General features: G+C 70.9%; 4 protein-coding genes. 1 reads left to right on the top strand and 3 read right to left on the bottom strand.

Translation table 11 applies throughout. From position 1 onward, the window contains the following. Positions 1 to 212 precede the first annotated feature (212 nt). The 3 genes from JK356_RS10760 to JK356_RS10770 all read right to left on the bottom strand — a co-directional run bounded on the left by JK356_RS10760 (position 213) and on the right by JK356_RS10770 (position 9,733). The gene (locus tag JK356_RS10760) at positions 213 to 2,993 is read right to left on the bottom strand and encodes a DNA translocase FtsK (RefSeq protein ID WP_201867400.1); all 2,781 of its coding nucleotides are present in this window, start codon (positions 2,991 to 2,993) and stop codon (positions 213 to 215) included. Positions 2,994 to 3,055: 62 nt separating this feature from the next. Continuing rightward, positions 3,056 to 3,730: a two-component system response regulator gene (locus tag JK356_RS10765; RefSeq protein WP_201867401.1), complete on the bottom strand. Its 675-nt coding sequence runs from the start codon at positions 3,728 to 3,730 to the stop codon at positions 3,056 to 3,058. Between the two features lie 354 nt (positions 3,731 to 4,084). Then, on the bottom strand, positions 4,085 to 9,733 hold the full coding sequence (locus JK356_RS10770; RefSeq protein ID WP_307815520.1) for a HAMP domain-containing protein: 5,649 nt from the start codon (positions 9,731 to 9,733) through the stop codon (positions 4,085 to 4,087). Between the two features lie 238 nt (positions 9,734 to 9,971). On the opposite strand from JK356_RS10770, the gene JK356_RS10775 reads away from it, so the two are divergent. Next, positions 9,972 to 12,581 carry a SpoIIE family protein phosphatase gene (locus JK356_RS10775; RefSeq protein ID WP_201867402.1) on the top strand — a complete coding sequence of 870 codons (2,610 nt, stop codon included), beginning with the start codon at positions 9,972 to 9,974 and terminating at the stop codon, positions 12,579 to 12,581. The last annotated feature ends 135 nt before the right edge of the window (positions 12,582 to 12,716 follow it).

Genomic DNA, 12,716 nt, shown 5'->3' on the forward strand with positions numbered 1-12,716 from the left:
TGGAACCACGTGCTTTGGGTCAAGTCTAGGGGCGCGAGGAAAAAAGCGGGCAAGCGGGCCGGTCGACTTTGTCCGCCATGGGGATGGCCCGGTTCCCGCTGCTTCCCTGATGGCGGCATCCGGGGCGTTCCGGCTGGCGGCCCCGGCCGGAACGCGGAGAATGCCTGCCCCGGCACCGCCGCCGGCCGGAAGGCCGTCAGCTCCCCTCGGCCCTAGGGCTGAGTCTCCCCCCGGATCATCGCCAGCACTCCGTCGAGTTCATCCGGTTTCACCAGCACGTCCCGCGCCTTGGAACCCTCGCTGGGCCCGACCACGCCCCGCGACTCCATCAGGTCCATCAGGCGGCCCGCCTTGGCAAAGCCCACGCGCAGCTTCCGCTGGAGCATGGAGGTGGAGCCGAACTGCGTGCTGACGACCAGTTCGGCGGCCTGGCACAGCAGGTCGAGATCGTCGCCGATGTCCTCGTCGATCTCCCGCTTCTTGGCGGTGCCGGCGGTGACGTCGTCACGGAAAACGGGCGCCATCTGCGCTTTGCAGTGCGCGACGACCTCGCTGATCTCCTGTTCCGTGACGAATGCCCCCTGCATGCGGACCGGTTTGTTCGCGCCCATGGGCAGGAAAAGGCCGTCACCCTTTCCGATCAGCTTTTCCGCGCCCTGCTGGTCGAGGATGACCCGGCTGTCGGCAAGCGAGGAGGTGGCGAACGCCAGACGGGACGGGACGTTGGCCTTGATCAGCCCAGTGACGACGTCCACGCTGGGCCGCTGGGTCGCGAGCACCAGGTGAATGCCCGCGGCCCGCGCGAGCTGCGTGATCCGCACGATGGCGTCCTCGACGTCGCGCGGGGCCACCATCATCAGGTCGGCCAGCTCGTCGACGATGACCACCAGGTAGGGGTAGGGCGCCAGCTCCCGTTCGCTGCCGGGCGGCGCGGTGACCTTGCCCGCGCGCACCGCCGCGTTGAAGTCGTCGATGTGCCGGAAGCCGTACTCGGCGAGGTCGTCGTAGCGCACATCCATCTCGCGCACGACCCACTGGAGCGCCTCGGCGGCCTTCTTCGGATTGGTGATGATCGGGGTGATCAGGTGCGGGATGCCCTCGTAGGCGGTGAGCTCCACGCGTTTGGGGTCCACCAGCACCAGCCGCACGTCCTCAGGGGTGGCACGCATCATCAGGGACGTGATGAGGCAGTTGATGCAGCTGGACTTGCCGGATCCGGTGGCGCCGGCCACCAGCAGGTGCGGCATGCGCGCGAGGTTGGCGGTGACGTAGCCGCCCTCGACGTCCTTGCCGAGCCCCACCACGAGCGGATGGTCCTCGGTGACCGCGGCGGTGCGCAGCACATCGCCGAGATTGACCATCTCCCGGTCGCTGTTGGGGATCTCGATGCCGACGGCCGACTTGCCGGGGATCGGGCTGATGATACGGATGTCGGGGCTGGCCACGGCGTAGGCGATGTTCCGCGCCAGCGCGGTGATCTTCTCGACCTTGACGGCGTGCCCGAGCTCAATCTCGTAGCGGGTGACCGTCGGGCCCCGGGTGAAGCCGGTGACGGAGGCGTCGACCTTGAAGTCGGCGAAGACCGTCGTCAGCGCGTCGACGACGGCGTCGTTGGCGGGGCTGCGGGTGCGCCCCGGGCCGCCCCGGCTGAGCAGGTCGAGCGAGGGCAGCGCGTAGGTGATGTCCCCGGAGAGCTGGAGCTGCTCGGCGCGCGGCGGCAGCGGGCCGGCCGGCTCCGGCTCCTTCTTGGTCAGGTCGGGCACGCTGCGCGGCGGGGCCCCGGCGGCAGATCCCGCGCCGGTGGACGACCCCGCGGAGGACCCCGCGGACGGCCCGGCAGACGGTGCGGCAGCGCCGGACTTGCGGGGCTTGGTCCCGGAGGGCGTGGCGCGGCGCCTGGGGCTGCCGGTGACCTCGCTGCTGAGGCTGGCCACGACCGGATCGGGGTCGACACCGTGCACGACGGCGCCATCGAGGTCCGCCGCGGCGGCGTCCGCGACGTCCACCGGATCGCCGCCCTTCCGGCGGCCCGCACGGCGGGGCCCGCGGCGGGCGGGCCGGTGCTCGACGGGGGTGAACTCGCCGCCAGCCCCGGGGTCCGCGCGCTGGTCGCGCGCCTCGTAGCCGTCGTCGTCCTCGAAGCCGCCCAACCCGTCGTCCCACTCGTCGCCGGCTCCGGTGCCGTCGCGGTCCGCGGCGGCGCGGCGGTGGGGGGTGCGGGGACGGGACCGGCCGGGACGCCGCGCCGGCGTGTCCTCGGCGAGGCCAAGGGCCACCGCGGCCTGCCGCAGCCGGCGCCAGATGGCGTTGACGGGCGTGGCCGTCACCACCAGCAGCCCGAACACCGTGAGCAGCACGAGCAGCGCCACGGCCAGCGGCTCGCCCATGGCGCGGATCAACGGCAGCGACGCGGCCCAGCCCACCAGGCCACCGGTGTCACGCAGCGCCTGCGCGCCCTCGCTGCGCGACGGTGCGCCGGTGGCGATGTGCACGAGCCCCAGCACGCCGACGAGCAGCGCGGTGAGCCCGATGACGATGCGCCCGTTGGCCTCGGGCTTCTCCGGGTGCCGGAACAGACGGACCGACAGGAAGCCGAGCAGCACGGGGAAGACGACGTCCAGGCGCCCCAGCGCACCGGTGACGAGCAGGGTGACGCCGTCGCCGACCGGCCCCTCCAGCAGGTTCGACCAGGTGCCTGCGGCGGCGACGAGGCCGAGGGCGAGCAGCAGCAGGGCAAGCCCGTCTTTGCGGTGCGCGGGGTCAAGTCCCTTGGCGCTCTGCCCTATCCCGCGCAGCAGAGCCGCGACCGGCCGCGCGATGCCCATCCACACCCCGCGCAGCACGCGGTAGGCGAGCTGGCCGGCCGTGGGGGACGGCGCGGGCTTCCTGGCGGGCGGCTTCCTGGCCGCCGTCTTCTTCGCGGGCCCCTTGCCGCCGCCGCTGCGCCCGGCGCGCGCGCTGGAGGAACCCTTGCCGGACGTACGTGAGGCCATGGAGGTGAGATTACCGGCCTCGCGCGGGCGCGGCACGGATCACGGCGCGCGGGCCGCGGGGGTCAGGACGGCTGCTCGTCCAGCGCGTCAGGCTCCTCGGAGCCGGGCTGGAGGGCGTCAAGCGCGCCCCGCAGCCCCGCGAGCTTGCGCTCCAGGTGGGACGCGGTGGACAGGGCCGGGCCGCCGCCCGACTCGTTCAGCTCCTTCACCAGCGCCTCGGCTGTCTCCTCGACCGCTGCCAGCCGCGCCGACAGCTCCGGCAGCAGCCCGCCCGGACGCGGCTCGGCGTCCGGGGGCAGCGCGCTCTCCAGCTCCCGGCGCAGCAGCGCGGCCTGCTCGCGAAGCTGCACGTTCTTCTTGTGGAGGTCGACGAAGACGGAGACCTTCGCCCGCAGCACCCACGGGTCGAACGGCTTCGAGATGTAGTCAACGGCGCCCGCGGCGTAGCCCCGGAAGGTGTGGTGCGGGCCGTGGTTGATGGCCGTCAGGAAGATGATCGGGATGTCCCGCGTGCGCTCCCGGCGCTTGATGTGCGCCGCCGTCTCGAAGCCGTCCATGCCCGGCATCTGGACATCCAGCAGAATGACCGCGAAGTCGTCCGTGAGCAGCGCCTTGAGCGCCTCTTCCCCTGACGATGCCCGGACCAGCGTCTGATCGAGCGCCGAGAGAATCGCCTCGAGCGCGAGGAGATTCTCGGGCCGGTCATCGACCAGGAGGATCTTGGCCTTCTGCACCATGGCCTGTCCTCCTCGCCCCTGCGGCACGGTTCCGCGCCGTAGTCATGGACGGCTCACTCACGCCGCCCGGTCCTGTGCCGGACATGCTGGCATCCGTGCTGGCCCGCGCGCCAGCACGGCGGGCGTTTCCGCCACTCTCGACGGCCGCCCGCCCGGTCCCGCAACGTCGCGAGACAGCCCAAGCACTCCAGCCTAACCCCCGCTCAGCCTGCGATGATGCTGCCCGTCTCGCCGTCCGCGCACCCGACGTCAGGTGACCAGCACATCGCGCTGCGTCACCATATCACGCGGGCGCAGGACGGGCGAACAGGGTTGCTCCTGCGGGGAGAACGCCCCCTGCCGCCCGGAAGTTCCCTACGGCCGCCCTTCCTTACCGGTCGTCGCGCCGCCGTCGCTGCCAGTGTGCTTCCCGGCGTCGTTCTTGGCGGCATCCTTGCTCCGGCCGGCCGTGCCTTCCAGCCAGTGTGCCATCACCTCCAGCAGGTGATCGTTGTCCACCGGCTTGGTCACGTGGTCCGAGGCCCCCGACTCGATGCTCTTCTCCCGGTCTCCCTTCATCGCCTTGGCGGTGAGCGCGATGATCGGCAGGCCGGCGAACTGCGGCATCCGCCGGATCGCGGCGGTCGTGGCGTAGCCGTCCATCTCCGGCATCATGATGTCCATCAGCACCAGGACGATGTCCTCGTTGGCTTCCAGCACCTCGATGCCCTCACGGCCGTTCTCGGCATAGAGCACCTTCAGGCCGTTCTGCTCCAGGACGCTGGTGAGGGCGAACACGTTGCGCACGTCGTCGTCGACGATGAGCACCTTCTTGCCCCGGAAGTCACGGAACTTCCGGCGCCGCTTCGCCTCTGCCGCCGGGGCCGCCGCCGTCTCCTCCGGACCGCCGGGCGTCCTGCCCGGCTCCGCCAGACCGGCCGGGTACGCCTCGTCCCCGCCGGGCGCCGGCTCCTGGCCCACGGCGCCGCCGGGGGCGGCGGCCCGCTGCCGGTGGCGCCGGGTCAGCGACTCGGCGGCCCGCTCGGCGGCCGCGCCGGCCTCCCGCGCCGGGCGGTCGGGCGCCGCCGGCAGCACCGGAGCGGGCGCCGGCTCGAGCGCGGCGGGCTCGGCGGCAGCCGGCTCCTCGGGCGCGGAGACGGACTCGCCGGTCCGCCCGCCCGTGTCGAGGCGGCCATAGCCGGGCGGCGGCACCTCGGTCGGCTGCAACGGCAGGTACAGCGTGAAGGTCGAGCCGCGCCCCGGCTCGCTCGCCGCGTGGATCTCGCCGCCGAGCAGCCGGGCGATCTCGCGGCTGATGGACAGCCCCAGCCCGGTGCCGCCGTACTTGCGGCTGGTCGTGCCGTCCGCCTGCTTGAACGCCTCGAAGATGACGCGCATCTTGCTGGCGGCGATGCCGATGCCGGTGTCGGAGACCGCGAAGGCGATCAGCGGCGCATCGGCGCTGGCGACGGAGCCGTTCCGGCGCATCTGCTCCCGGATCTCGCTGGGCACGTCGTCGCCGCCGGGACGGATGACCAGCTCCACCGAGCCGGAGTCGGTGAACTTCGCCGCGTTGGACAGCAGGTTCCGCAGCACCTGCACCAGCCGCTGCTCATCGGTGTAGAGCGTGGCCGGCAGCTCCGGCGAGACGCGGACGGCGAACTCCAGGTTCTTCTCGGCGGTCAGCGGGCGGAACGACGCCTCGACGTAGTCGACGAGCTGCACCAGCGCGATGCGGCTCGGGGTGACGTCCATCTTGCCCGCCTCGACCTTCGACAAGTCGAGGATGTCGTTGATCAGCTGGAGCAGGTCGGAGCCCGCGCCGTGGATCGTCTCGGCGAACTCCACCTGCTTCGGCGAGAGGTTGCCCTCGGCGTTGTCGGACAGCAGCTTGGCGAGGATGAGCAGCGAGTTCAGCGGCGTGCGCAGCTCGTGCGACATGTTCGCCAGGAACTCGGACTTGTAGCGCATCGACACCGCGAGCTGCTCGGCACGCTCCTGCAGGCCGCGCCGCGCCTCCTCGATCTCCGAGTTCTTCACCTCGATGTTGCGGTTGGTCTCGGCGAGGAGTTCGGCCTTCTCCTTCAGCTCCTCGTTCGAGGCGCGCAGCGCCGCCTGCTGCTCCTCCAGCTGTGCCGAGCGGAGCTGGAGCTCCTCGTTCAGCTCGCCGGACTGCTTCAGCAGCATTTCCGTGCGGGTGCTGGCCATGATGGTGTTCAGGCTGGTGGCGATCATCTCGGCCATCTGGCTGAGGAAGTCGCGCTCGATCTGCGTGAACGGCTTGAAGGCCACCAGCTCGAAGACGCCGAGCACGCTGCCCTCGAACAGCACCGGCATGACGATGCCGTACGCCGACCTGGAGGTGCCCAGGGCCGAGCTGATCCGCAGGTAGCCCTCGGTCGTCGGCCCGTACAGGATCGTCCTGCGTTCCTCGGCCGCGGCGCCGACCAGCGACTCCCCCGGCTGGAAGCGCTGGCGGACCGAGCCGTCCACGCCGTGCCCGCCGATCATCCGCAGCTCGTAGGAGCCGTCCTCGCCGGGGCCGGTGATGATGTCGGAGCCGTCGTCCGTGGACGACACGAAGTAGAACGCGCCCGCTTTGGCGTCGACCGCCGAGGCCAGCTCGCTCATGATCAGGTCGGCCACGTCGCGGAGTTCGCGGCGGCCCTGGAGCAGGGCGGAGATGCGGGCGATGTTGCTCTTGAGCCAGTCCTGTTCCTGGTTGGTCTTCGTGGTCTCCCGCAGGTTGCTGATCATCGCGTTGATCTTTTCCTGCAGGGTGAGGATCTCGCCCGCCGCGTCGGCGTCGATGTTGACGCCGTGGTCGCCGCGGGTCACGGCGTTGACGACCCGGGTGATGCCGCGCACCTGGCGGGTGAGGTTGCCGCCCATCTCGTTCACCGAGTCGGTGAGGTCCTTCCAGGTGCCCGCCACACCGGGCACGTGCGCCTGGCCGCCGAGCTTGCCCTCGGTGCCCACCTCGCGGGCCACCCGCGTCACCTGCTCCGCGAAGGCCGAGAGCTGGTCGACCATGGTGTTGATCGTGTTCTTCAGCTCGAGGATCTCGCCCCAGGCATTGATGTCGATCTTCTGGGTGAGGTCACCGCGCGCGATCGCCTTGGTGACCATGATGATGTTGCGGACCTGGGCCGTCAGGTTCGACGCCATGTCGTTCACCGAGTCGGTGAGGTCCTTCCAGGTGCCCGCCACACCGGGGACGCGCGCCTGGCCGCCGAGCTTGCCCTCAGTCCCCACCTCGCGCGCGACGCGGGTGACCTCGTCGGCGAACGACGACAGCGTCGCCACCATGCGGTTGACGGTGTCGGCGAGCTGCGCGACCTCGCCGCTGGCCTTGACGGTGACCTTCTTGGTCAGGTCGCCGTTGGCCACAGCGGTAGCGACCACGGAGATGTCGCGGACCTGCGTGGTCAGGTTGCGCGCCATCTGGTTGACGTTGTCGGTCAGGTCCTTCCAGACACCGGAGACGCCGCGCACCCGCGCCTGGCCGCCCAGGCGGCCCTCCGTCCCGACCTCGCGGGCGACCCGGGTCACCTCGTCGGCGAACGACGACAGCTGGTCGACCATCGTGTTCACCGTGGTCACCAGGTCCAGGATCTCGCCCCGGGCGTCCACGGTGATCTTCTTGGACAGGTCGCCGCTGGCGACAGCCTTGGTGACCTCCGCGATGTTCCGCACCTGCGAGGTGAGGTTGTCCGCCATGTTGTTGACGGACTGGGTGAGGTCCTTCCAGGTGCCCGAGACCCCCTCTACCTCGGCCTGGCCGCCCAGGCGGCCCTCGGTGCCCACCTCCTGGGCCACGCGCGTGACCTGCTCGGCGAAGGACGAGAGCTGGTCCACCATCGTGTTGACGGTGTTCTTGACCTCCAGGATCTCGCCCCGCGCGTCCACCGTGATCTTCTGCGACAGATCGCCCCGGGCCACCGCCGAGGCCACCTGGGAGATGTTCCGCACCTGATCGGTCAGGTTGGACGCCATGTCGTTCACCGAATTGGTCAGGTCGCGCCAGACGCCGGCCACGCCGGACACCTGTGCCTGGCCACCGAGACGGCCCTCGGTGCCCACCTCACGCGCCACCTTGGTGACCTGCTCCGCGAACGACGACAGCTGGTCCACCATCGTGTTGACGGTGTCCTTCAGTTCCAGGATCTCGCCCCGGGCGTCCACGGTGATCTTCATCGACAGATCGCCGTTGGCCACGGCGGCCGTCACCGTGGAGATGTTGCGGACCTGGTCGGTGAGGTTCTTCGCCATCTCGTTGACGGAGTCCGTCAGCGCCTTCCAGGTGCCCGAGACACCCTGCACCTCGGCCTTGCCGCCCAGGCGTCCTTCGATGCCGACCTCGGTGGCGACCCTGGTGACCTGGTCGGCGAAGGAGGACAGCTGGTCGACCATGGTGTTCACGGTGTCCTTGAGCTCCAGCATCTCGCCGGAGACGTCGACCGTGACCTTCTGCGACAGGTCACCGCTGGCGACCGCCTTGGTGACCTGGGAGATGTTCCGCACCTGGCCCGTCAGGTTGCGGAAGGCCGTGTTGACGGAGTCCGTCAGGTCCTTCCACGCCCCGGCGACACCCACCACGGACGCCTGCCCGCCCAGTTTGCCCTCGTCGCCGATCTCGCGGGCGACCCGTGTGACCTCGGACTGGAACGACGAGAGCTGGTCGACCATCTTGTTGACGGTCTTCTTCAGCTCCAGCATCTCGCCGGAGACGTCCACGGTGACCTTCTGCGACAGATCGCCGTTGGCCACCGCCGTCGTCACCTGGGAGATGTCGCGCACCTGGCGCGTGAGGTTGTCGAAGGCGGTGTTCACCGAGTCAGTCAGCTCACCCCACACCCCGGCGACGCCCGGCACGCGGGCCTGGGCGCCGAGCCGGCCTTCGGTGCCGATCTCGCGCGCCGCCCTGATCATCTCGTCCGCGAACGACCGCAGCGTGCCGGTCATGGCGTTGATCGTCTCGGCCAGCTGCGCCACCTCGCCGCTCGCCGAGACCGTGATCGTCTGGGACAGGTCGCCGTTGGCCACGGCGGTGGTGACGGCAGAGATCTCCCTCACCTGCTTGGTGAGGTTGGTCGCCATCTGGTTGACGGAGTCGGTGAGGTCCTTCCACACCCCCGACGCGTCGTCGACGCGGGCGTACCCCCCGAGCACCCCCTCCGTGCCGACCTCCCGGGCCACGCGTGTGACCTCGGACTGGAACGACGAGAGCTGGTCCACCATGGCATTCACGGTGTTCTTCAGCTCCAGCATCTCCCCGGAGACATGGACGGTGACCTTCCTGGAGAGATCGCCCGCTGCGACGGACTTGGTCACGGTCAGGATGTCGCGGAACTGCGCCGTGAGCCGGGCCATCATCGAGTTCACCGACTCGGTCAGGGCACGCCAGCTGCCGGACATCCCGTGCACGTCCGCCTGTGCGCCCAGACGCCCCTGGGTGCCGACCTCCGTGGTCAGCCACCGCATCTGGTGGGTGAACTCGGCGAGCTGGTCGACCAGGCCGTTGACGGTGCGGCCGGTCTTGAGGAACTCGCCCCGCAGCGGCCGGTCGCTGCCGTTGGGCAGCTGGGCGCGCAGGTCCATGCGCTGCTCAAGGTCGCCCTCGGAGATGGCCTCCAGCACGCGGCCCATCTCGGAGACGGGGCGGACGAGGTCCTCGACGAGGTCGTTGGCGTCGTCGATGGCCTTCGCCCAGGCGCCCTCGCAGGCACCGGTCTCCAGGCGCTCGGTGAGCTTCCCCTCACGCCCCACGACCCGCCGGACGCGGGCAATCTGCCCGGTAAGGTGCAGGTTGCGGTCGGCGATCTGGTTGTAGACGGCGGCGACCTGGGCCATGGGACCTTCGCCCGTGACCGTCAGGCGTTTGCGCAGGTTACCGTCACGCATGGACTCCAGCGCGGAGAGCAGCCGCCGGAGCTCGGCGGCATCCACCTCCACGGTGCCGCTGCGCCGGGACCTCGTCTTCCGCGCACGCGTGCTGCCGTGCGCCACCGCTCCGTCAGACACTACCGAGTCCCTCCCACAGGCTTGGCGGTTCACCCGGGCGTGCACACCGGGCGATCCCAGTGTTTCACTCCCACCGGGCGGGGCGATAACAGTTCGGCAGCATCGCACACAGCTGCTTCCCAGTCCGGGGGAAATCCATGGATGCGCCGTCCGAGGGGCCACCGAGCGTCAGTAACCTGGCATCCGGTTGTGCGCGAGGCATCCAGGTAGCGACGAGAAGACCTTTTGGGGGAATGACGTGATCACCGCGCGGGCTGCGGCCACCTTCGAACCGGTTGGGCGCTCGGTCGCGACCGCGCGGGGATTCGTCCGCGACACGCTCCAGGGGTGGGGCCTCGCCGACCTCATCGAGGACGCCGTGGTGCTCACCAGCGAGCTGGTGACAAATGCCGTGGTGCACGCGGGCACCTCGGCCGAGGTGCGCTGCCTGCGGGACACGGACGGCGTCCGCATCGAGGTCGTGGACCGGCACCCCGAGCGGGAGCTGCCGGTTCTGGAGCTCTCCCGCAGCCACGTGGACGTCAACAGCGAGGGCGGGCGCGGCCTGATGCTCTGCGCGGCCCTCGCCTCGCGCTGGGGAGTGGAGTACACGACCGTCGACAAGTGCGTGTGGTTCCGGCTGGACCAGCAAGCGCTTCCCGTCGGCACCCGCTCCGCCGGGCCCGTGCTGCCCGACGAGGTGCTGCCGGTCGGCGACACCCGCGTGCTCGTCGCGGTCCTGCAGATAGACCGCGCCGACACCATCACCGCCTGGAACGAGGACGCCAGGGAGCTGTTCGGCTACACCGCGGACCAGGTCATCGGCAAGCCGCTGTCCGACCTGGCGGCCTGGCCCCAGACGCCCGGCACGGGCACGGGGATCGCCGAGGCGCTGACTCTCTCTCGCTGGGAGGGCAGCTACGGCATGCGCACCGCCAGCGGCCGCACGATCCCCGTGTACGCCTGCCACCTGCGGATCCGTGACGCGCACGGCGAGCCGTCCACGGTCTGCCTGCTGGTGCGGGAGCAGGAGCGCGCCGTCCTGCAGAGCCCCGCCCGGCCGCCGGTCCACGCCCCGGCCGCGGACGCCTTCGACCGGGGGCACGGCGACTCGCTGGACGCCCTCATCGGCTCTCCCCCGCCCGACGATCTCGACGGCCTGCTCCAGCGCACGGTGGAGCGCGCCCGCGACATGCTGGACGGCGACGCCGCCTTCCTGCTGCTGGCGACCGACGACGAGACCGAGCTGGAAGTCCGCGCGACGACGGGTCTGCCATCGGCACGGCAGCGGTTCGCCCGGGTCCCCGTCGAGGCCAGCAGCGGGCGCTACGGCTCGGCCCGGATGCCGTCCGTGCACGAGGACATCGCGACCTCCCCGGGCGCCGTGCCGCTGCTGTCGGGCACCGGCATGCACGCGGTGGTGACCGTGCCGCTGAAGGTCGAGGGCAGGCTGACGGGATCGCTGGGCGTGGCGTCCGAGACCCCGGGCCGCTACGGGAACGAGGAGGCCCTGCGCCTGCAGTTCGCCGCGGACCGGATCGCGCTCGCCGTGGAGTCGGCCCGCCTGACCGAGCTGGAGCGGCTGCGCCGCGGCTCGCTCGCATTCCTCGTCGAGGCGTCCGAGCTGCTGGCGGGAACGCTGGACCGCGACCAGACGCTGGCGCTGATGGCCCAGATGACGGTGCCGACGCTGGCGTCCTGGTGCGCCGTGTACACGATCCCGGAGCAGGGCTCCGACCCGGTGCTGTCGTACGTGCTCCACGAGGACGAGGAGCGGATCGACGGCATCAAGCAGCTGCTGGAGCGCGTGGATCCGCCGGATCCCGACAGCTCGCTCGGGGTGCGGCTGTGGACCGCGCCCGCGGATGCCGCGCACAACACGACGCTGCGCACGTCGCTGCGCAGCCTCGCCCTCGGCAAGCTGCCGCCGCCGCGGACGCCCGACACCAGCCTGGCGACGGCCGCGGCCGTCGGCGGCGAGACCGTGGTGCTGCCGCTGCTGGCGAGAAACCGCGTGATCGGCCTGCTGGCCCTGGGCAAGCCCACGGACGAGAGATTCCGCCAGGACATCCTGGAACTCGCCGAGGATCTGTCCCGGCGCGCGGCGCTGGCGCTCGACAACGCCCGGCTGTACAGCGAACGCACGGCCATCAGCCAGTCGCTCCAGCGCAGCCTGCTGCCGCCGGAACTGCCGCAGGTGGACGGCGTGGACGTCGAGGTCATCTACCGCGCCGCGGGTGAAGGCAACGAGGTCGGCGGCGACTTCTACGACCTGTTCCCCATCCGGGAGGGCGCGTACGGCTTCGCGATCGGCGACGTGTGCGGCACGGGACCACTGGCGGCCGCGGTGACAGGCCTGGCGCGGCACGCGCTGCGCCTGCTCGCGCGTGAGGGCCTGGGCGGGCCGGCCGTGCTGGAGCGGCTCAACGCGGCCATCCTCGACGAGGGCGACCGGGGCCGTTTCCTCACGCTGCTGTACGGGGAGTTGTGGCCGCGCGCCGAGGGCGGGGCCGATCTGAAGATGGTGTGCGCGGGCCATCCGCTGCCGCTGCGCCTGACGCCCGACGGGGAGGTGACCCCCGCGGCGAGCCCGCAGCCGCTGCTGGGCGTCATTCCGGATCTGGAACTGTACGAGCAGACCGCCACGCTGAACCCAGGGGATGTGCTGCTGTGCGTCACCGACGGTGTGACGGAACGCCGTGAGGGCACGCGCATGCTGGGCGACGACGGGCTTGCCGAGGTGCTGGCCTCGTGTACGGGCCTGACGGCCGGCGCCGTGGCCGCGCGTGTGCTGCGTGCCGTCGAACGGTTCGCGGCTGATGCTCCGTCCGACGACATGGCGATTCTGACGCTGCGCATCCCGGAGTAAAACGGTCCTTGCGAACCGTCAGTTCTGACCGCGCACCGCGCTCTTACGGAACTGACGGGTTGTTTCCCGGATTCCGGGAGAAAAGCGTCAGGCCCTGCCGGGGAATCCCCGGCAGGGCCTGAGCGTTAACGATAT

This window comes from Streptomyces sp. 7-21, from assembly GCF_016741785.1.
Classification (GTDB): Bacteria; Actinomycetota; Actinomycetes; order Streptomycetales; family Streptomycetaceae; genus Streptomyces.